This is a genomic window from Kitasatospora sp. NPDC051853 (assembly GCF_044452665.1).
Lineage (GTDB): Bacteria > Actinomycetota > Actinomycetes > Streptomycetales > Streptomycetaceae > Kitasatospora.
In genome coordinates this window covers 296,806-317,283 of the sequence record NZ_JBITBY010000003.1, presented here as the reverse complement: position 1 = coordinate 317,283, position 20,478 = coordinate 296,806, and the positions used below count along the sequence as shown (strand labels likewise).

Sequence of the window (20,478 nt, the reverse complement as noted above, 5' to 3'; positions counted from 1 at the left end):
TTGACCCGACCGATCGTTCGGTTACCCTGAGGGGTGACCAGTCCGCCCCAAAAGGAGCGCGTCATGACCGCAGCGGCCAGCCACCCCGTCGTCGCCGAGCTGATCGAACGTCACCAGGCCACCCTCACCCGTGCGGTGGAGGCCACCGGGTCCCGCGACTACTGGTCGCCGTACCCGGAGTTCCCCAAGGCGTACGGCGAGACCGGGCAGGCCGACGGGCAGGCCGCCTTCGAGGCGCTGCTCGGCAGCACGGTGGCCCTGGAGGGCCAGCCCGGCGACGGCTCCACGGTGGGCGGCGAGACCTCCCCGTACGGCCCCGAGCTGGGCGTGCGCTACCCGAAGGCCGAGGCCGAGGCGCTGATCGGCGCGATGGAGCAGGCCCGTCCGGCCTGGGCGGCGGCCGGGCCGCAGGCCCGCGCGGCGGTCAGCCTGGAGATCCTGGCCCGGATCAACGCGCGCTCGCACGAGTTCGCCCACGCCGTGATGCACACCACCGGCCAGGCCTACGGGATGGCCTTCCAGGCCGGCGGCCCGCACGCGCAGGACCGCGGTCTGGAGGCGGTGGCCTACGCGTACGCCGAGCAGACCCGGCTGCCCGCCCAGGCCCAGTGGACCAAGCCGCAGGGCAAGCGGGACCCGCTCTCGATGGTCAAGGAGTTCGTGCCGGTGCCGCGCGGCCTCGCGCTGCTGGTCGGCTGCAACACCTTCCCGACCTGGAACGGCTACCCGGGCCTGTTCGCCTCGCTGGCCACCGGGAACCCGGTGCTGGTCAAGCCGCACCCGCGGGCCACCCTGCCGCTGGCGCTCACCGTGCAGATCGCCCGCGAGGTGCTGGCCGAGGCCGGCTTCGACCCCAACCTGGTCACCCTGGCCGCCGAGGACGAGGGCGGCACGCTGGCCGCCACCCTGGCCGTGCGGCCCGAGATCAAGCTGATCGACTACACCGGCTCCACCCAGTTCGGCGACTGGCTGGAGGAGAACGCCAAGCAGGCCCTGGTCTACACCGAGAAGGCCGGCGTCAACTCGGTGGTCATCGAGTCCACCGACAACTACCGCGGCATGCTGGCCAACCTGGCCTTCGCGCTCTCGCTCTACAGCGGCCAGATGTGCACCACCCCGCAGAACGTGCTGATCCCGCGCACCGGCGTGCGCACCGACGAGGGCGGCAAGTCCTACGACGAGGTGTCCGCCGACCTGGCCCACGCGATCGAGAAGCTGCTCGGCGACGACGCCCGGGCCGCCGCCCTCCTCGGCGCCGTGGTCAACCCCGGCGTGCTCGGCCGCAGCGTCCGGGCGGCCGAGGGCGAGTACGGCGAACTCGCCCTGGCCCCGCGGGCGGTGAGCTCCGAGGAGTTCCCCGGCGCGACCATCCGCACCCCCGCCCTGGTCAAGGTCGACGCGGACAAGCCGGACGACCGGACCGCCTTCGCCGGCGAGTGCTTCGGCCCGGTCTCCTTCCTGGTCGCGGTGGAGTCCGCCGAGGCCGCGGTGGAGCTGCTGGCCCGCACCGTGCGCGAGCAGGGTGCGATGACCGCCTCCGCGTACACCGTGGACGCCGAGGTGGAGGCCGCCCTGGTCGCCGCCGCCCTGGACTCCGGCGTCTCGCTCTCGCTCAACCTGACCGGCGGCGTCTACCCGAACCAGACCGCCGCCTTCTCCGACCTGCACGGCACCGGCGCCAACCCGGCGGCCAACGCGGCCTACTGCGACGGCGCCTTCGTGGCCTCGCGCTTCCGCACGGTCGAGGTCCGTCGCCACAACTGACCGGGCCCGCCGGGTGGGGGTCCCTGCACGGACCCCCACCCGGCGCTCCGTCACCTGCGGGGGTTGAAGACCCAGACCCGCAGCAGCACGAAGCGGACCAGGGTGGCCAAGGCGTTCGCTCCCACCAGGGCGGCCAGTTCGGCCTGGTGGGAGGCGTCGTCCGGCAGCAGGGCGACGGCCCCGCTGCTCAGCGCCAGCCCGATCAGGAAGGCGAAGCCGCCCTCGACCTGGTGTTTCAGGGCGTCCTGACGCCCCGTCACCCCGAAGGTGAACCGGCGGTTGAGGGCGGTGTTGCCGACCGCCGTGACGGCCAGCGCGAAGGCGTTCGCCCAGAGTGCGGGGGCGAGTTGGCGGCTCAGCAGGTAGAGCAGCAGGTAGGCCAGCGTGGAGAGGGTGCCGACCACCGCGAAGCTGGCCAGCTGCCAGCCGAGCCCGGCCGGCATCCGGGCCTGCCGCACCCTGGTCGGCAGCTGCTCGGCCCGCTCCGCGCCGCTCAGCGAACGGCGGGCCACCCGGACCATGCCCCGCAGGTCGTCCAGCGCGGTGCGGACGATGTCCACCCGGCTGTCCGGGTCGTCCACCCAGTCCACCGGCACCTCGTGGATGCGCAGCCCGGACCGCTCGGCCAGCAGCAGCAGTTCGGTGTCGAAGAACCAGGCGTTGTCCTCGACCGAGCCCAGCAGCCGCCGCACCACCTCCGTCCGCGCAGCCTTGAACCCGCACTGGGCGTCGGAGAACTTGGCCGCCATGGTGGCCCGCAGCAGCACGTTGTAGGTGCGCGAGATGAACTCCCGCTTGGCACCCCGCACCACCGCCGAACCCCGGTGCAGCCGGCTGCCGATGGCCAGGTCGCTGTGGCCGGAGAGCAGCGGCGCGACCAGCGGGAGGAAGGCCTCCAGGCCCGTGGAGAGGTCCACGTCCATGTAGGCCACCACGTCCGCCTCGCTGGCGCCCCAGACCTGACGGAGCGCCCGGCCCCGCCCCTTGAGGTCCAGGTGCACCGCGCGCACCCCGGGCAGCTCGGCGGCCAGGCCGGTGGCCACCCGCCAGGTGTCGTCCGTGCTGGCGTTGTCCGCCACGGTGATCAGGAACGGGTAGGGGAAGGTCTCGGCCAGGTAGGCGTGCAGCGTACGGACGCACTTCTCCACCGTGTGCTGCTCGTTGTAGACCGGGACGACCACCTCGACCAGCTTGGTCCGGATCGGGGTGGCGCTGGCGGGAGCGGGGCCGACCACGGTCGTGCCCCGAGCTGCGGGCTCAGTCATGTCAGTGACATTCACAGGGACTGATGGGCCCGCGATGATGGAAGGCTGAGAGGAAGCTTAGAAGGCCCGGACGTGTGCGGGCCTTGCTCGAACGCTGGTCCGATCAACGGGAGATGGGCATGTCCGAGAAGCAGCTGGCATCCGATGTGGTGGTGGTCGGCGCGGGCCCGACCGGGCTCCTGCTCGCGGGGGACCTGGCCGCCGCCGGGCTGCGGGTGACGGTGCTGGAGAAGCGGGCCGCCGAGTCCAACCTCACCAGGGCCTTCGCCGTGCACGCCCGCACCCTGGAGCAGCTGGACGCCCGCGGCCTGGCCGACGAGCTGATCACCACCGGCACCGCCCTCGACCACCTGCGGCTGTTCGGCGGCCTGGAGGCCCGGCTCGACCGGCTGCCCAGCCGCTTCCCGTTCGTCCTGATCACCCCGCAGTACAACGTCGAACGGCTGCTCCAGGAGCGGGCGGTGAAGGCCGGGGCGGTGATCGTCCGCGGTGCCGAGGTCTCCGCCCTGCGGCAGGACGGCCGCCAGGTCGAGCTCGACACCCGGGACGGCCTGACGTACACCGCCGCCTACGCGGTCGGCACCGACGGGGTCCGCTCCACCGTCCGCGACCTGCTGGGCATCCCCTTCCCCGGCCAGTCCGTGGTCAACTCCGTCCTGCTCGCCGACGTCCGGCTGGAGCGCCCCCCGGCCGACACCCTGACCGTCGGCACCGGGGACCACGGCTTCGCCTTCCTGGTCCCCTTCGGCGACGGCTGGCACCGGGTGATCGCCTGGAACCGCGACCGCCAACTCCCCGACGACGCACCGGTGGAGCTCAACGAGATCGCCGCCATCGCCCGCGATGCCTTCGGCGAGGACCACGGCCTGCACGACGCCCGTTGGCTCTCCCGCTTCCACAGCGACGAACGCCAGGTCCCCAACTACCGCTCCGGACGCGTCCTGCTGGCCGGCGACGCCGCCCACTGCCACTCCCCGGCCGGCGGGATGGGCATGAACACCGGCCTCCAGGACGCCGCCAACCTCGGCTGGAAACTGGTCGGAGCCGTCCGGGGCTGGGCCCCTGACGCCCTGTTGGACAGCTACCAGACCGAGCGCTGGCCGGTCGGGAGGGCGGCGGTGCTCAGCTCCGGCGCCCTGGTCCGGGTCGCCCTCGGCGGGTCGGCCCCGGCCCGGCTGCTGCGCGGCGCTGTCGGCGTCCTCGGGGACCGGCTCGGGCCGGTCGGCGAGGCCGGGATCAAGCGGATCTCCGGCATCGGCATCGACTACCCCGCCCCCGGCGGCACCCACCACCTGACGGGCCGTCGCATCCCCGACCTGCGCCTCGCCGTCGACACCCCCGGCACCCCCTCCCGCCTCTACGAGGCACTGCGCGCCGGCAAGGCCGTCCTGGTCTCCAACGACGACCTCAGCACCGTCCTCGAACCCTGGTCCGACCGCGCGGTGGCCGCCGCCCCCGCCTCCCCCCACGGCAAGCTCCGCGACACCGTCCTGCTGGTCCGCCCCGACGGCCACGCCGCCTGGGCCGGCGTCGACCCCAGCCGGGCCGAGATCCGCCGCGCGCTCGCCGCGTTGCTGGGGCCGGAGGACTGACCGTGGTGGCGCTTCGCGAGGCCGAACCATGCAGCGACCCGGGGGTGCGAGGAACCGCGCGCTGCGGAAGACGATGACCCCGGTGCCGGGTACGGACAGCCACGTGCACGTGAGTGTCCGTACCCGGCAGACGGTCAGCGCCTTCCGCCGCGCGCAGTTCCCCGCGCCCCCGGAGTGACCAGTCTCGTTTCCAGGCCGTCGAGGACGACGTTCAGGCCGTAGGTGAACTTGGTCTCGCGGACGGCCACCGGGTCCGGGTCGACGGTGCCGTAGGCGGCGGTCAGGTGGTGGTGGTCGGCGGCCGCCTGCGCGGCCGCGGGCATCCGCTTGGCGACGAACTCCGCCTCCGTCTCGCCCGAGCGGGCGATCGTCGCCAGCCAGGCGGCCTCGGTGGTGGTCATGCCGATGACGTACGCGAAGACCACGTCGATGGCCCGCGAGGGCTCCTCGAAGCCGACCCCGCTGACCAGCGCGGCCAGCTTCTCCGAATAGTCCATCAGGTTCGGCCCCAGGTAGGCGAGCCCCGCCTGTCCGAGCTGCGAGGACAGCCACGGGTGCCGGAGCGAGGCGTCCCGGAAGGACCGGGCCGCGGCCGTCACGTCGGCCCGCCAGTCGGCGCCGCCGGGCGGCGGCACCGACATCTCGGCCGCCACCTCGTCCACCGCGAGCTCCATCAGCTCGTCCTTGGTGGCCACGTGCCGGTAGAGCGAGGTGGCGCCGGCGTTCAGGCGGGCGCCGAGCTTGCGCATGCTGAGCGCCTCCGCGCCCTCCGCGTCCAGCATGGCGATCGCCTCGCGGACGATGCCGGCCCGGCTCAGGCCCGGCTGGTCGGGTTCGCGCTTCTCCCGGGCCCAGACAGATGCGACGGGTGCGGCCTTGGCTGCCATGTCTGCGTCCTCCTCCGTGCGTACGGCGTTCGCTCCAGCGTACACAGCTCGCCCCTTGCGAACACCGTACGCATCTGCGTACAGTGTTCTCACCGAAGGAACAGTGTGCGCAGCCGAGAGGGCAGAGTGATGGAAACCCGCAATCCCCACCGCTGGTGGATCCTGGTGGTGCTCTGCCTGGCCACCCTGGTGCTGGTGGTCGACAGCATGGCGCTGACCGTGGCCGTCCCGGCGATGACCGCCGACATCGGGGCGAGCGCCCAGGACATCCAGTGGATCCTGGACTCCTACGTCCTGGTCTTCGCCGGCCTGCTGCTCACCTCGGGCAGCCTGGGCGACCGCTTCGGACGCCGCAAGGTCATGATCGTCGGCCTGCTGCTGTTCGGCCTGGCCTCGCTGGCCGCGACGGTCTGCACCAACCCCGGCGAGGTGATCGCGGCCCGGGTCGCGATGGGCGTCGGCGGCGCGCTGATCATGCCCTCCACCCTCTCCATCCTGATCACCGTCTTCGAGGAGGACGAGCGCGGCAAGGCCATGGCGGCCTGGGGCTCGGTCTCGATGCTCGGCCTGGTCGGCAGTCCGGTGCTGGGCGGCTTCCTGATCGACCACTTCTCCTGGCACTCGATCTTCTTCGTGAACGTCCCCGTGGTGGCCGTCGCGATCACCGCCGCCCTGCTGCTGATGCCCGAGTCCAAGGGCGCCTGGCGCAAGCCCGACCCGATCGGCGCGGTGCTCTCGGTGGTCGGCATGACGGCGCTGGTCTGGTGGATCATCGAGATCCCGCAGCACGGCGCGTTCGAGGGCCGCGGTCTGGTCACCCTGCTGGTCGCGGTCACCGCCCTGGTCGGGTTCGTGGTCTGGGAGAACGTCCACCCGGAGCCGATGGTCCCGCTGGTGCTGTTCAAGCAGCGCAACTTCAGCGGCGGCTCGCTCTCCCTGACGCTGGTCCAGATCGGCAACGGCGGCCTGCTGCTGGTGCTCACCCAGTACCTGCAGTTCGTGCTGGACTACTCGCCGGTCAAGGCCGGACTGGCCTTCGTCCCGCTGGCCGTCGCCGCGCTGATCGGCAACGGGGCCGGCGCCGGGCTGGCCCCCAAGCTCGGCAACCGCCCGCTGGTGGTGGCCGGCCTGCTGGTGATGGCCTCCTCCTTCTTCCTCTTCACCACCGTCGACGCGGACAGCGGCTTCACCGTCCCGGCCGTGGCCCTCGGCCTGCTGGGCCTCGGCGCCGGCATGGCGATGCCCGCCGCCGTCTCCGCCCTGATGGGCACCATCCCCGAGGACCAGGCCGGGGTCGGCTCCGCGCTGAACGACACCATCCAGCAGTCCGGCACCGCGCTCGGCATCGCGATCCTCGGCTCGCTGCTGACCAGCCGCTTCGCCGCCGAGATGCCCGCCGGGTCCTCGGAGCTCGCCAAGGGCTCGATCTCCGGGGCGCTGGCCGTCGCCGGGGGCGACGCGGGCCTGGTCCGGACCGCCCGGGAGGCCTTCACCGCCTCGATGTCCACCACCCTCACCATCAGCGCGGTCGGCGTCCTGGCCGCGGCCCTGCTGGCCGGGCTGGTGATGCGGGACAAGAAGAAGGACGCCCCCGCCCCGGCCGCCGAGGCCGAGCTGGTCGCCTGACCCGAGCACCCCACCGCGGAGGCCGGCCCCACCCCGGGGCCGGCCTCCGGTCGTCCCCCGGTGCGGCACCGCCGCCACTCCGAGAAAATTCACAGCTTTTCAGGTGATATGTCGGAATCTGACGGTGGAACACATCCCCTCCGGTACACCCCAGGAGAGGAAGGCTCCCACCGTGCTGATCGAGTTCACCGAGATAGAACCGGACCGGGACTGCGGCTGCGGCGGCTGCGCGGCCCGCCGGCTGGCCCGGCTGCACGCCGCCCCGGTCGCCGAGGGCGGTCACCGCTCCGCCCACGGGGCGCGGCGGGCCGCGCTGCTGGTCGCGGCCGTCGGCTCCGTGCTCGGCGGCGGCTCCGTCGCCGCCGCGGCGCCGTCCCCCTCCCCCGCCCCCGCCGGGACGGAGAGCGGCTCCACCCCGCAGGGCTCCGTCGCCCCGCTGCGCGACGCGGCGGGCGCCGAGACCCGCGGGCTGCGCTCGGTGCGCACCACCACCCGGGCCGAGATCATGGCCCGGGCGCAGCGCTGGATCGACCAGCAGGTGCCGTACAGCATGGGCAGCTACTGGTCCGACGGGTACCGGCAGGACTGCTCCGGCTTCGTCTCGATGGCCTGGGGCCTCGGCAGCAGCCAGACCACCTGGACCCTGCCGGACCACGCGACCCGAATAGCCCGGACCGACCTCCAGCCCGGTGACATCCTGGTCTACAACAACGCGGCCGACCCGGCGGGCGGCTCGCACACCGTCATCTTCGGCGGCTGGGCGGACTCCGCCCGCTCCAAGTACCTGGCCTACGAGCAGACCAGGCCCGCCACCCGGAAGCGGACCACCCCGTACGCGTACTGGAACAACTCCGCCTCCTACGTGGCCTACCGCTACCGCGGCCTGGACGGACCGTCCCCGGCCCCCGCGCCGGACGCCTTCCCGGGGGCGGACGCCTTCGGCCCGGGGCAGCGCAACGAGTACGTGAAACGGCTCGGCGAGATGCTGGTGCAGCGCGGCGGCGCCCGGTTCTACGGCGAGGGACCGGACCCGAGCTGGGGCGAGGCCGACCGGCGGGCCACCGAGGCCTTCCAGCTCGCCCAGGGCTGGCGCGGCTCCGAGGCCGACGGCTACCCCGGCAAGGACACCTGGGACCTGTTGGTCCGTCACCAGGGCAGGGACATCCCGCCCGCGGCCAACCAGCCGGTCCCGCCCCCGGCCACCCCCGCCCCGTCGGCACCGCCGTACCCGGGCGCGGACCGGTTCGGCCCCGGGCAGTCCAACGCGTACGTGCAGCTGCTCGGCGAACAGCTCGTCCGGAAGGGCTACGGCCGCCACTACACCGAGGGCCCGGGCCCGGAGTGGGGCGAGGCCGACCGGCTCAACGTGGCCGACTTCCAACGCGCCCAGGGCTGGGCCGGCAGCGAGGCCGACGGCTACCCGGGGCCGCACACCTGGGAGCTGCTGTTCGCCTGACGGGCGGTCAGACCCCCGGGGCCGCGTGCCGGCGGATCCAGGTGTGCATGGCGATCGCGGCGGCGGCGCCCGCGTTGATCGAGCGGGTGGAGCCGTACTGGGCGATCGAGCAGACCGCCGCCGCGTGCTCCCACGCCTCGGGGGTCAGGCCCGGTCCCTCCTGGCCGAACAGCAGGACGCACCGCTCGGGCATCTCGAAGGTCTCGATCGGGACGGCGCCCGGCAGGTTGTCGATGCCGATCACGGCCAGGCCCTGCTCGGCGGCGTAGGCGGCCAGGGTGGCCACCGAGTCGTGGTGGCGGACGTGCTGGTACCGGTCGGTGACCATGGCACCGCGGCGGTTCCAGCGGCGGCGGCCGACGATGTGGACCTCACCGGCCAGGAAGGCGTTGGCGGTGCGGACCACCGAGCCGATGTTGAAGTCGTGCTGCCAGTTCTCCACCGCGACGTGGAAGCCGTGCCGCCGGGTGTCCAGGTCGGCGACGATCGCCTCCCGGGTCCAGTACCGGTACCGGTCGGTGACGTTGCGCCGGTCGCCGTGGGCGAGCAGCTCGGGGTCGTACTCGGGGCCGACGGGCCACGGCCCGGGGTGCGGGCCGACGCCGATCTCCCGGTCGTCGGAGGCGGTGAAGGCGTCGTCGTACTGCTCGCCCGTGTGCGGGCTACCCGTGCTGCTCACGCCCCCGAGGGTACGCGCCGGGCCCTGGTGGCCTTCTCCAGGTCGGTCAGGGCGGCGAGCACCATCCGGCTGCCGGCCCGGGCCACCTCGATCCGGTCGGCGGGCGGCAGCGCCGCGAGCTCGGCGTCCCAGCGGCGGTGCAGGGCCCGCAGGGCGGCGAACTCCACCGGGTCGCCGACCAGCAGGGCACCGGCCGCGATGGCGGTGGCGTCCCGCAGCTCCTCGGCGAACCCGGCCGCGCCGGGCACCGGATCGGCGTCGGCGGGCGGCAGGTGAGCCTCCATCAGGACGGTGGCGCGGCCCAGCATGCCGACCGCGGCCCAGGCGCGGTCGATCTGCTTGCGGGTCAACTCGGGGAGCTGGCCCTCGTGGCGGACGGGCTCGGCGTCGGCCCGGTCGATCGCCTGGAGCAGTTCGGAACGGGCCTCCCGGGAGTCCAGCAGCGCGCTGCGCACCGCCTCGCCGCCCCGGGCCGGCTCGCCGAAGACGGTGAACACCGAGGCCCCGTAGCGTCCGGCCGCCGCCAGCCACTCGGCCAGCCGCTCCGCCAGCCGGGCGGTCTGCCAGGTGGGGAAGAGCGCGTAGGCGAGCAGCGCGATGGTGCCGCCGATCAGGGTGAGCAGGATCCGGTCGGTGGCGGTGCGCACCGGGTCGCCCGGCTGGAGGCCGAGCAGGAAGACCACGTAGGAGGAGACGCAGGCGGTCATCACCGCGTAGCCCGTACGGAGCGTCAGGTAGGCGCCGCCCATGAAGCCGACCGCGAGCAGCGCGGAGAGCCACTGCCCGGGGTGGAAGAGCTGCACCACGGCGGTGGAGACCGCCACCCCGACCACCGTCCCGGCCAGCCGGGCCACGCCCCGGCTGTAGGTCTGGGCGAAGTCCGGCCGCATCACCATGGCGGCGGTCAGCGGGGCCCAGTAGCCGTGGTGCAGGTCGAGCAGCCCGGCGGCCAGGTAGGAGAGGGTGACCACGGCGGAGAGCCGCACGGCGTGCTGGAACACCGCGGAGTGCGGGCGGAGTTGGCGCCGGACGGCGAGCAGCACCGAGGGGGCCAGCCGGAACAGCGAGGGGCGGCGCAGCCCGGTCCCGGCCGCCGCGCTGGAGACGGTCTCCTTGTCCTCGCGGTCCAGGGTGTCCACGGCCTTGCGCAGCAGCGAGCCGAGCCGCCGGGCGGAGCGGGCGGCCGCGCCGGTGAGCACCGGGTGGTCCGGGTCGGCGGTCCTGCGGTCCCGGGCGGTGAGGGTGAGCGCGGGGGAGGACTTGGGGGAGCGGTACGGCTCGCCGGTGCGCACCGCGCGGGCCAGCGCGTCCATGGTCTCGGCGGCGGCGGCCAGCAGCTCCAGCGCGCGGTCCCGCTCCGGGCCCTCGGCGGCGGCCCCCACCTTGGGGTCGGCCAGCGCGGCCAGGGTGGGGCGGATCCGCTCGGCGATGCCGCGCAGTCCGCGCAGCTCGGGCGGGCGGTGCCGGGCCTGCCAGGGCGTCAGGGTGGCGGCGTGCCGGGCGGTGATGAACGGGGCCGGGTCCACGTGGGCCACCGGGTCCTGGCGCAGCCGCCGGGCGTAGTGGGCGAGTTCGGCGTACGCGTCGGCCAGTGCGTCCCGCTGGGCCCGCCAGGAGTCGATCGGCCAGAGCGTCACCACCAGCGCCTGGCTCGCCCCGCCGAGCGCGCAGAGCAGCCCGTGGCCCAGCGCGGTGGGGACGCTGACGGGCAGTTGGACCACCACCAGCATCACCGAGACGGTGGTCGCGGCCACCACGCCGGCGCTCGGCCCGATCGACCAGGCCAGCCCGGCGCCGAAGGCCCAGAGCGCCAGCAGCACCGGGAAGGCCCCGGGGATGCCGACCGCCAGGTAGCCGAGGAAGGTGCTGACGCCCAGTCCGATCCCGGCCGCCACGGCCAGCGAGACCCGGGGGCGGAAGCTGCGCTGGAAGGTGGCCGTCCCGGCGATGAAGGCGCCCATCGCGGCCGAGGTGGCGGAGCCCGGCCCGAGCAGGGCCAGGGTCGGGAGGACCACCAGGGCCGCCGCCACCGCTCCGCGCAGTGCCCGGCGGGGACTGCTGAGGCTCCGGTCCACCGTCAGCCCGGCGCGCACGCTGTCGCGCAGGGCCGCAAACCAGGACATACGGCACAGCTTAGACCGGGGTGGTCCCCCGGCCGCGGATTCTCCGCTCGCACCACAGGAGCGCGGCGGTGGGCAGGAAGACCGCGTCCGCCGCGATCATCGTGAGGGAGAAGAACGGCAGGCCGAGCAGGACCGCGATCCCCAGGTGCTCGGCCGCCAACAGGACCAGCAGGACGTTCTTCAGACGGCGGTTCAGCAGGGTGAAGGGGAAGGCCACCTGGAGGATCACCGTGCCGTAGGTGAGCAGGAAGACCAGCACCAGGGAGCCGCCGGCCAGCGCCGAGAGGGCCGGCCAGGGGGTGAAGTAGTCCAGGTGGAGCGGGTAGTGCAGGGCGGTGCCGTCCTGCCAGCGCGGGCCCTGCACCTTGTACCAGCCGGCCGTGGCGTACACCAGGACCACCTGGGCGCCGATCACCAGCAGGGCGCAGTGGTGGACCATGTTCGCCAGCGCGTCCAGCACGGCGCGCGGCTCCCCCTCCGGGGCGTACCGCCCGAGGGCCCACCAGCAGGCGGCCACCAGCCAGAGCAGGAGCAGCAGCCACCGCGGCCAGGGCCACGGACCGGGCCCGAGCAGCAGCGGCACCCCGAGCAGCACCCAGAGCCAGGGCGCGCCCCGTCGCCCGCCGGACCGGGCGGTGCGGCGGGCGTCCAGCGACCAGACCTCGGCGCAGCGGGTGAACACCAGGTAGACGGCGATCAGGTGGATCACGTTGTCCCCGCCGTCGCCGACGAAGACGTTCCGGTTCTGCAGCGAGACCACGGTGGCCAGGTACACCGCACCGCTCGCCCTGGTCCGCCAGCCGAGCGCGAAGAGCACCGCCGCCACCACCGCCAGGTGGTAGACCAGCTCGAACCAGAGCCGCCCCGGGAACCAGGGCAGCACCGAGAAGGCGTCGTTCTCCGCCAGCAGACCGGCCGCCAGCCGGTCCGACCAGGGGGAGAGGTCGCCGTACAGCACCCGGCGGTTGGGCCACTCGCGGAGCAGGAAGGCGGCCCAGACCAGGCCGAAGCCGATCCGCACCACGGCCGCCTGGTGACGGCCCAGGGTGCGGGAGGAGAAAGCTTCCGCCGCACGGTGCCAGGGCCGCTCCCGGGGCGGCCGCGCGGGCTGCTGACCCCCGGTCAGCTCCGCGGGCGTGAGGTCGGTCGAGGTCACCGGAGCCCCCGCAGGTCGTCCTCGTCCACCGGCCACCAGGGCAGCTCGCGGTACTTCGGGGCGGTGTCCACCTGCTCCCGGCTCCACGGCGGCGGGGCCAGCACGGTGGTCACCACCCGCACCTGCACCTCGTACGGCCGCTCGCCCTCCGGGGCCGGGCCGATCCGCTGCAGGACGGTGCGCTTCAGGTAGAGCTCGGAGGGCTTGGCCCGGGTGCCCGGGGCGGTGCCGTCCTCGGGGTGGGCGGAGTCGTAGAAGTCCCAGGCCCGGCGGAGCTGGTTCTGGTCGACGTGGCTGGGCGCCGGGTTGCCCCGCACCGCCTCGATGTCACGGGCCGTCAGGCCGAGCCACTCGCCGGTGGACTCGGTGCCGTCCGGCGCGACGGTGCGCAGCCGGGCCTCCACCGCGACGTTCTGCTGGAGCGGGTCGGGCGCGAAGAGCTTCCAGTTCTGCTCGAACTCCGGGTAGACCACCGCGTCCAGCTCCGACCGGTACCGGTCGGAGAGGGCGTTCGGCGGCGCCGCGTTCAGGAACAGCACGGCCAGGAACAGGCCGGTGCCGCCGAGCAGCGCCGCACCCGCGAGCACGAGCACGGCGGCCGCCGGGGTGGACCAGGTACGCACGGCAGCAGCTCCCTCCGGCACCGGTGTGCCGGAGGTCATCCTGCCGCAGCGCCCACCTGCGTGGACAGGCCCTGCCGGGTCCTAGAGGACGAAGGCGTCCCGGCCGTCGCTGCTGACCATCGGGCGGCCGGCCGCCTCCCAGGCGAACATGCCGCCGTCCACGTTGACCGCCTCGCGGCCCTGCTGGACCAGGTACTGGACGACCTGCGCGGAGCGGCCGCCGACCCGGCAGAGCACGTAGAGCTTCTCCCCCGGCAGCTCGTCCAGGCGGGCCACCACCTGGCCGATCGGGATGTGCAGCGCGCCGTCCACGTGCCCGGCGTCCCACTCGTCCTGCTCGCGGACGTCGAGCAGCGGGGCGTCGGCGGGCACCGAGGCGGCATCGGTGGTGGGGAGCTGGGCGAACATCTCGGTCTCCTGGGTGCGTCGGTGGTCCCCGCCATTCTGCCCCGCCGCGGCGCCCGCGGTGGCTTCGGACAGCAGCCGGTCCAGTTCGGCCTGCTTGTCGGCGGCCCGGCCGAGCAGTTGCTCGGCCAGCTCCTCCAGCAGCCGCTCCGGCTCCTGCGGGGCCAGCCGGAGCAGCTCCCCCATCGAGCTGTTCTCCAGCCGGACCTGCTCGACCGCGAGGTTGCGGATCCTGACGGTCAGCCAGTCCAGCCGCTGGAGCAGCCAGCCCTCGCGCTCCGGGGTGCCCGGGGCGGGGGCCGACTCGGGGGCGGTGGACCACTCCTCGGCCAGGTCCTCCAGGCCCCTGGCGTCGCCCTGCGCGTAGGCCTCGTTGACCCGGGCGATGAAGGCGGCCCGGCGCTGCTGCTCGGCCGGGTCGGTGGTCAGGTCGGGGTGGGCCCGGCGGGCCAGCTCGCGGTAGAGCCGCTGCGCCTCCTTGCCGGGGCGGACCTTGCGCGGCTGCTCCGGCGCGGCGGCCGGGGCCTCCGGCGGCAGCTGGTCGAAGAGGGCGTCCAGGTCCGGGAGTTCGGAGACCCGGTGACGGGCCTCGGCGGCCCGGCGGATGTCCTCGTGGTGCCCGGTGCGGGCCGCGACGGTCTCCGCGACCAGGGCGTCCAGCTCGTCGAGCCGGGCGTACAGGGGGCCGAGCAGCTGATGGTGGATCAGCGCGAAGTTGTCGATCTCCACCCGCAGCGTCTCGACGTCCACCTCCAGCGTCAGCCACGCCAACTCCGCAGCGGCGACCCGCTCCTCCAACTCCACCGCAGCCTCCAACCCGGTCGGACGACTGGCCAGCCTACCGACCGGGTAAGGGAGGGGCTGGTGGTGCACAGGGGGCGTGCGTGAGGTGACACGCAACTGATACTTACGAATCTCCCCGATTCGCTTTCAGTCCCGCCCCCCACCGTGCTTCGCTGGAAGGTGCAGCGGGAACGACCACACAGGAGCGGCAGCCAGGCGGGAGCAGACGTCATCCATGGTGCACGAGCCCAACTCCACACCGTCGGCCGATCAGCCGTCAGTCGCCGCCCTGGTGAGACTGGCCGCCGTCCTGGTCGATCCCGACGGTCGGATCGCGCACTGGAACCGCGCCGCCGAGGAGCTGTTCGGCCACCGCGCCGAAGTCGCCCACGGCCGCACCGCCTCCGGGCTGCTGCCCGCCGTCGAGCCGCGCCCCGAGACCGCCCTCCCCCGCCCCGCCGGCACCCCGCCGCGCCGCTGCGACGCACTCGACACCCTCGACGACCTCACCCAGACCGGCCCCGCCCCGTGGGCCGGGGCGATGCCCGTACTGGACCGCGAGGAGCGGCTGCGGGACGTGCTCTGGTGGGCCTGGCCGCTGACCGAGCCGGTCGGCCGCAGCCTGCTGGTGCTGGCCGCCGACGCCCGGCCGCTGCGCACCGGCGGCCCCCGGATCGCGCTCGGCGCCCGGCAGCTGCCGTTCGCCCCCGCCCCCGGGCCGGTCGGCGGGCTGCACCGCGCCACCCCCGACTTCACCCCGGCCGGCCCCGCCGGCGCCGCCGCGCTGGCCGGCCTGCTGCCCCCGCACTCCTCCGAGACCCGCCGGGCCCGCCTGCTCACCGCCCTCACCACCGCCGGGCTGCCCGCCCTCTGGGTCGACCCGACCACCCGGCTCCCGGTCCTCCCGTACGAGCCCTCCGGCGCCCGGGCCGCCTCCGGCCTCGGCCGCCGCTACCCCACCCCGCAGCAGCGCAGCACCCAGCAGCGGGCCGAGCGGCCCCGGGCGCTGCGCCGCCCGCCCGAACCGCAGCGGCCCACGGTCGGCAGCCTCCAGGTGCTGACCGGCGGCACCTTCCCGCAGCCCCGCGACCCGGCCGCACCCGCCGCACCTCCCGTAGCCTCCGCACCTTCCGTACCGATCCAGGGCACCGCACCGAACGGCAACCGGGCCGCCACCGCCGCGGCCGACACCCCCTCCACCGGCCCGACCCCGGGAGGCCCCGCCATCGAGTCCGCCGCCGACCGCACCGACCCCCAGGCCGCCGACGCGCGGCAGAACGGGCACCGCCCGGTGCCCGCCCAGCCCGCCGCGCCCTCCCCCGCCGTGGAGGTGCTGACCACCAGTCAGGCCGGCGAGCAGCTGGCCCTGTTGAGCGAGTTCGGCAGCCGGGTCGGCACCACCCTGGACCTGGACGCCACCGCCCGCGAGCTGTGCGACGTCCTGGTCCCGAGGATCGCCGACTTCGCCTGCGTGGACCTGCGGGACGGCCTGATCTCCGACTCGGTGCTGCCGTCCACCCCGCCCTCCGACACCACCACGCTGCGCCGGGTGGCCCGCGCGTACAACGCCACCGCGGGGGAGTGGGAGCACGTACTGGAGGAGGGCGCGCTGCTCCAGATGCCCCGCTCCACCCCGCCCGGCCTGGCGCTCCAGGAGAACCACCCGGTGCTGGTCCCGGTGATCAACCCGGACGTGGCGGTGGACTACGCGGCCTCGCTCGGCGGGCCCGAGCTGGTGCCCGTGGTGATGGACCGTTCGATGCTGGTGCTGCCGCTCTCCGCCCGCGGCACCGTGCTCGGCATCCTCAAGCTGCTCCGGCTGCCCGACCGGGCACCCTTCGACCACAGCGACGCGGACACCCTGCGCGAACTGGCCGCCCGGGCCGCCCTCTCACTGGACAACGCCCGCGCCCACCGGGCCGAGCAGAAGACCGCCACCACGCTCCAGCGCTCGATGATCCCGACCAGGCCGCCGCGGATCCCCGGCGTCCAGATCGCCCACCGCTACCTGCCGGGCGACCCGAAGGCCGAGGTCGGCGGCGACTGGTTCGACGCGATCCAGCTGCCCGGCAGCCGGGTCGCCCTGGTGGTCGGCGACGTGATGGGCCACGGCCTGCTCTCGGCCGCCGCGATGGGCCGCTTCCGCACCGCGATGCAGACCCTGGCCGCCCTCGACCTGCCGCCCGGCCAGCTGCTGCGGCACCTGGACAACCTGGCCCACAAGCTCGGCGACGACCACCTGGCCACCTGCCTCTACGCGGTCTACGACCCGATCAACCGCACCTGCGAACTGGCCAGCGCCGGCCACGTCCCGCCCGTGCTGGTGCACCCGGACGGCACCGGCGAACTGCTGGAGATCCCGGCCGGCGCCCCGATCGGGGTCGGCGGGGTGCCCTTCGTGGCCAAGCGGATCGACGTCTCGGACGGCTCGATGCTGGTGCTCTGCACCGACGGCCTGGTCGAGGTCCGGGGCGGCGACATAGGGGCTGGCCTGGCCGCCCTGTGCGGGAACCTGATCGACCCCAAGCAGACCCCCGAGGAGGCCTGCGACGTCGTGCTGGAGCGGCTCCACTCGGAGGACCGCCAGGACGACATCGCCCTGCTGGTGGCCCGCTTCGACGGGGTCGCCCCCACCGAGGTGGCCACCTGGGAGCTCACCGTCGGCGAGGCCGAGGTCCGCCGGGCCCGTCGGCTGGTCCGCGAGCAGCTGGCCGCCTGGCAGCTGGAAGGACTCACCGACACCGTCGAGCTGCTGGTCAGCGAGCTGGTGACGAACGCGGTCCGGGTGGCCAGGGACCACGTCCAGCTCCAGCTGATCCGAGTGGACAAGCTGCTGGTCGAGGTCAGCGACGACAACCACAACCTGCCCTCGCTGGAGCCCTCCGAGGAGATGGACGAGAACGGGCGCGGGCTCAACCTGGTCAGCAAGCTGGCCGAGAAGTGGGGCACCGCCCGCAAGGCCGTCGGCAAGGTGGTCTGGTTCGAGATGGCCCTCCCCCGCGGTTAGGGGGACAACGTGATGCTTTCTGGGGGCGCGAGGAACTGCGCGAGTACGGAAGGCGGCCCAGCGTGAGATCGGGGCACGTCAGCCAGTTGCCCGTACTGCCGTTCCCCCGCGCGCAGTTCCTCGCGCCCCTGGGCCGCTGCAACTAAACGTCGCGCCTACGGGGCGACCGGCGCCCGGCGGCGGCGGGCCTCGGTGGCCACCGCGGTGGCGGCCGTGACGCCGGCCAGCACCCTCGGCCAGAAGTCCCCGAAGACCTCCATCGCGGCCGCGATCAGCACCGCGGCGACCAGCGCGGCCACGTGCTCCAGCCCCGCCAGGTTCGGCAGCACGATCGCCTCACCGACCATCACCGCAGCCACCACCCCGCCGGTGAACCAGGCCCGGCAGCGGAACGCGATCACGATCGCCAGCCCCACCACGGCGGCCGACGGCCCGGTGTCCCGGACGTGCGCCACCTCGGGCGGGAAGCCGAACAGGTGGTCCGGGCCGATCGCCACCCCGATCCGGGCGAACAGCGTCCCGGCCAGCGTGCAGGCGTAGGCCACCACCAGGGTCAGCCGCCGCCCGAGCACCAGCTCGGCGATCCCGAAGACCAGGAAGACCTGCGCCAGCGCGCCCCAGACCGGCAGGTCCAGCGCGGGGACGTACAGCGAGAGGGGGGTGCGCAGCAGCGAGACGTCCAGCGGCAGCGCGGCCTTGACCACCCCGACGTGGGTGACGAAGCGCCCCCCACCGGGCAGGTGCTGGACGATGCTGAACATCAGGACCAGCAGGGTCGCGGTGGTGGCCAGCGGGACGGCGGCGAACTTCTTGCGGACCAGTTCGGTGCGGACGGTGGAGTACAACTGGCCCCACTCCGCGGCGGCGGCCCGCCGCACGTGGCCCAGCGGCCCCGTTCGCTGATCGTTCACTGACGTCCCCGTTCACTGCGCAACGCCGACACGGAATGCCGACTCCGTATTGCCGGCAACGCATTGCCGACGACCACCAGACTTTCGCGGCCAACTACATCCACAGTAGGTATCCGCTAAACGGATCGCATCAGCTCACGAGCCGAATCGGGGTCATCCTCCAGGCGGATATCGACCCCCGTCCATCCCCCGGTCGGCGGCCCGACACGGCTTCCCTCCGCCCCCCGGCGGAGGGCTACCGCTCCCCGTCGCGTTCCGGCGTCGGCAGCGCGGCAGGGCCTCCGGCTGCGGCGACGGCCGGCCGGGCGTGCCGGCGGCGGAACAGGGCGGGAAGGCTCGGTGCGGTGATGAAACCCTCGGCCCGGGCACTCGCGATGCCGATACGGGGAATCTCGCCGCTCTTCTCGAAGAGCAGATAACGCGGTTCCCAGATCGGGCGGTACTTCGCATTCGCCCGGTAGAGCGACTCGATCTGCCACCAACGGGAGAAGAAGCCGAGCACCGAACGCCAGAGCCGGAGCACCGGCCCGGCGCCGAGCTTGGAACCGCGCTCGAAAACGGAACGGAACATTGCGAAGTTCAGCGACACCCGCTGGAGGTCGACGGTCTTCGCCTGCTGGAGCAGTTCGATCACCATGAACTCCATCAGGCCGTTCTCGGTGTCCCGGGCCCGGCGCATCAGGTCCAGCGAGAGCCCGTTCGCCCCCCAGGGCACGAAGCTCAGCAGTGCCTGCAGCTCGCCCTCGGCGTCGTGGCACTCCAGCATCACGCAGCGGCCGTCGCCCGGATCGCCCAGGCGGCCCAGCGCCATCGAGAAGCCGCGCTCGGTGGCGCCGTCCCGCCAGTGGTCCGCCTTCTCCACCAGCTCGGCCATCTCGGCCTCGGGGATCTCCTCGTGCCGGCGGATCCGCACGGTGTACCCGGCCCGCTTGACCCGGTTGTACGCCTGGCGGACCACCCGCATCGCCCGGCCGTCCAGCGAGAACTCGTCCAGCTCGACGATCGCCTCGTCACCCAGCTCCAGCGCGTCCAGCCCGTGCCGGGCGTAGATCACCCCGGCCTCCTCGGAGGCGCCCATCACCGCGGGGGCCCAGGCGTGCTCGCGGGCCTCGGCCAGCCAGCACTCGATCGCGCCCGGCCAGGCCTCCGGGTCGCCGATCGGGTCGCCGGAGGCCAGCGAGACGCCGCCCACCACGCGGTAGGTGACGGCCGCCTTGCCGCTCGGCGAGAAGATCACCGCCTTGTCCCGGCGGAGCGCGAAGTAGCCCAGCGAGTCGCGCTCGCCCTGCTTCTCCAGCAGCGCGCGCAGCTTCGCCTCGTCCTCCGGGGTCTGCAGTTCCTGGCCGCGCGGCGAGCGGAAGGCGACGTAGACCACCAGCAGGAAGAGCACCGCGCCCATCGCGTTGATGGTGCCGTTCACCCAGGTGGGGGCCGAGATCACCCGCTCCATGTGGGCGGAGGGCTCGACCGTGATCATCCGCGCGATCGAGTACCGGAAGCGGTCGCCGAAGTCGGACCCGGAGATCTCGTTGGTCCAGCCGACCAGCAGCGCGCCGATCCCGCCGCCGACCAGCAGGCCGCCGACGAAGGCCGCCACCGCCGACTTCGGGTTGGAGCGGTCGCCCTTGGAGGTGAACTCCCGCCGGCCGAGCAGCAGGGCGAGGAAGAACAGCCCGGTCAGCACGGTGGAGAAGTAGTTGAAGGGGTGGCGGTTGAACTGCAGGCCGTCCGGCGAGACCACCAGCAGCAGCACGTAGGCCGCGAAGAAGACCCCCGACAGCACCGTGTTGAAGATCCACGCGGCCCGCTTGCGCCGCCGCATCGCCACCGCCAGCAGCAGCGAGAGCACCACCGAGGTGAGGCCGGCCGTCATCAGGTACGGGGTGAAGAACTCGCCCTCGTTGTGGGTCCGCACCTGGTCCTTGAACGGGACCGCGAGCACCGCGACCAGGTTCAGCAGCGCCAGCAGGCGCAGGTACCAGACGGTGAACGCGGCGGCCCGGGGACGCCAGCGGGCCAGCACCCTCCCGGCGACGCCGGTGTGCTCGGCTGGGGTGGTCGCGGGCTCCGGCTTCACGGTGGAGGACACAGCTCAATTCCAAACGATCAGGTGACGGGGCGCATCCGCACGCACACGGGCCGACGGCCAGGGCCTGTCCCCGCAGACCATGGTTGCTCACCGTGGATGAGAAAAACGTGAA

General features: G+C 73.8%; 14 protein-coding genes. 5 read left to right on the top strand and 9 right to left on the bottom strand.

What is annotated here, in order from left to right:
• Nucleotides 1–63 precede the first annotated feature (63 nt).
• Nucleotides 64–1,764: a phenylacetic acid degradation protein PaaN gene (gene paaN / locus ACIA8O_RS10410; RefSeq protein ID WP_396293232.1), complete on the top strand. Its 1,701-nt coding sequence runs from the start codon at nucleotides 64–66 to the stop codon at nucleotides 1,762–1,764.
• Nucleotides 1,765–1,814: 50 nt separating this feature from the next.
• Here paaN and ACIA8O_RS10405 read toward each other — a convergent pair whose 3' ends face one another.
• Entirely contained in the window at nucleotides 1,815–3,029 is a 1,215-nt protein-coding gene (locus ACIA8O_RS10405; RefSeq protein ID WP_396293231.1) for a glycosyltransferase, read from the bottom strand.
• Between the two features lie 119 nt (nucleotides 3,030–3,148).
• Between ACIA8O_RS10405 and ACIA8O_RS10400 the strand changes: the two genes are divergently transcribed.
• Complete coding sequence (locus ACIA8O_RS10400) at nucleotides 3,149–4,621, top strand: FAD-dependent monooxygenase (RefSeq protein WP_396293230.1); 1,473 nt, start codon at nucleotides 3,149–3,151, stop codon at nucleotides 4,619–4,621.
• Between the two features lie 134 nt (nucleotides 4,622–4,755).
• Here ACIA8O_RS10400 and ACIA8O_RS10395 read toward each other — a convergent pair whose 3' ends face one another.
• Nucleotides 4,756–5,508, bottom strand: a complete 753-nt coding sequence (locus tag ACIA8O_RS10395; RefSeq protein WP_396293229.1) for a TetR/AcrR family transcriptional regulator — start codon at nucleotides 5,506–5,508, stop codon at nucleotides 4,756–4,758.
• 129 nt (nucleotides 5,509–5,637) lie between these two features.
• Between ACIA8O_RS10395 and ACIA8O_RS10390 the strand changes: the two genes are divergently transcribed.
• A complete protein-coding gene (locus ACIA8O_RS10390; RefSeq protein WP_396293228.1) occupies nucleotides 5,638–7,134 on the top strand; it encodes an MFS transporter in 1,497 nt (498 codons plus the stop codon).
• A 172-nt stretch (nucleotides 7,135–7,306) separates the two neighbouring features.
• Nucleotides 7,307–8,590, top strand: a complete 1,284-nt coding sequence (locus ACIA8O_RS10385) for a peptidoglycan-binding protein (RefSeq protein ID WP_396293227.1) — start codon at nucleotides 7,307–7,309, stop codon at nucleotides 8,588–8,590.
• A 7-nt stretch (nucleotides 8,591–8,597) separates the two neighbouring features.
• Here ACIA8O_RS10385 and ACIA8O_RS10380 read toward each other — a convergent pair whose 3' ends face one another.
• The 5 genes from ACIA8O_RS10380 to ACIA8O_RS10360 form a co-directional block, all read right to left on the bottom strand.
• Nucleotides 8,598–9,269, bottom strand: a complete 672-nt coding sequence (locus ACIA8O_RS10380) for a TrmH family RNA methyltransferase (RefSeq protein ID WP_396293226.1) — start codon at nucleotides 9,267–9,269, stop codon at nucleotides 8,598–8,600.
• Nucleotides 9,266–11,392 (bottom strand): FUSC family protein, encoded by a 2,127-nt coding sequence (locus ACIA8O_RS10375; protein ID WP_396293225.1) that lies wholly within the window; start codon nucleotides 11,390–11,392, stop codon nucleotides 9,266–9,268. Before ACIA8O_RS10375 ends, ACIA8O_RS10380 begins: the two co-directional genes overlap by 4 nt.
• Before the next feature lie 10 nt (nucleotides 11,393–11,402).
• Nucleotides 11,403–12,548 carry an HTTM domain-containing protein gene (locus ACIA8O_RS10370; RefSeq protein ID WP_396293224.1) on the bottom strand — a complete coding sequence of 382 codons (1,146 nt, stop codon included), beginning with the start codon at nucleotides 12,546–12,548 and terminating at the stop codon, nucleotides 11,403–11,405.
• Entirely contained in the window at nucleotides 12,545–13,171 is a 627-nt protein-coding gene (locus ACIA8O_RS10365) for a DUF5819 family protein (protein WP_396293223.1), read from the bottom strand. Before ACIA8O_RS10365 ends, ACIA8O_RS10370 begins: the two co-directional genes overlap by 4 nt.
• Nucleotides 13,172–13,252: 81 nt before the next feature.
• Complete coding sequence (locus ACIA8O_RS10360; RefSeq protein WP_396293222.1) at nucleotides 13,253–14,380, bottom strand: rhodanese-like domain-containing protein; 1,128 nt, start codon at nucleotides 14,378–14,380, stop codon at nucleotides 13,253–13,255.
• A 214-nt stretch (nucleotides 14,381–14,594) separates the two neighbouring features.
• Between ACIA8O_RS10360 and ACIA8O_RS10355 the strand changes: the two genes are divergently transcribed.
• Entirely contained in the window at nucleotides 14,595–17,366 is a 2,772-nt protein-coding gene (locus tag ACIA8O_RS10355) for a SpoIIE family protein phosphatase (protein WP_396293221.1), read from the top strand.
• 155 nt (nucleotides 17,367–17,521) lie between these two features.
• Here the strand turns inward: ACIA8O_RS10355 and ACIA8O_RS10350 are convergent, their stop codons facing one another.
• Nucleotides 17,522–18,277: a hypothetical protein gene (locus ACIA8O_RS10350; protein WP_396293220.1), complete on the bottom strand. Its 756-nt coding sequence runs from the start codon at nucleotides 18,275–18,277 to the stop codon at nucleotides 17,522–17,524.
• Nucleotides 18,278–18,512: 235 nt separating this feature from the next.
• Entirely contained in the window at nucleotides 18,513–20,300 is a 1,788-nt protein-coding gene (locus ACIA8O_RS10345; RefSeq protein ID WP_396293593.1) for a phosphatidylglycerol lysyltransferase domain-containing protein, read from the bottom strand.
• Nucleotides 20,301–20,478 lie beyond the last annotated feature (178 nt).